The sequence below is a fragment of the Aeromonas sp. EERV15 genome, assembly GCF_900079845.1.
In the GTDB taxonomy this organism is placed as follows: Bacteria; Pseudomonadota; Gammaproteobacteria; order Enterobacterales; family Aeromonadaceae; genus Aeromonas; species Aeromonas sobria.
The window spans coordinates 1-439 of the sequence record NZ_FKKY02000167.1 but is presented as its reverse complement, the minus strand read 5'-3'; the positions used below and the strand labels follow the sequence as shown (position 1 = coordinate 439).

The following is a 439-nucleotide window of genomic DNA, read 5'->3' as shown; positions in this document are numbered from 1 at the left end:
GTGCAGGCGGCGGTGAAGTTCGTGGGGAAGCGGAACACGAAGCCGGCGGTGGCCGGGGCGCCTTCGCCCGCGCTGAGCATGGAGAACACCGTGAAGGGGTCGGTGGCGACCCGGAAGGTGGCGGCGCTGGTCGCCGATGGGGTGAGCGCAGCCGAGCTGAAGGATGTGAAGACGGCGCTGGAGGCGGCCGGGGCGCAGCTGGAGGTGGTCGTTCCGCGGCTGGGGGCGGTGAAGACGGCGGCGGGAGGCTCGGAGGCGGTGACGATGGCGCTGCCGACGGTCGCGTCGGTGCTGTGCGACGCGGTGCTGATCCCCGGTGGGAAGGCGAGCGTGGAGGCGCTCCTCCAGGACGGGGCCGCGCTGCACTTCGTGAACGAGGCGTTCAAGCACTACAAGACGGTGGGCGCGACGGGGGAGGGGGTGGACCTCGTGCGCGGGG

Annotated in this window: 1 protein-coding gene; it reads left to right on the top strand. The window is 72.7% G+C overall.

What is annotated here, in order from left to right:
- The coding region (locus BN4575_RS23000; RefSeq protein WP_176716473.1) for a DJ-1/PfpI family protein at positions 1 to 439 on the top strand (439 nt) is incomplete at both ends.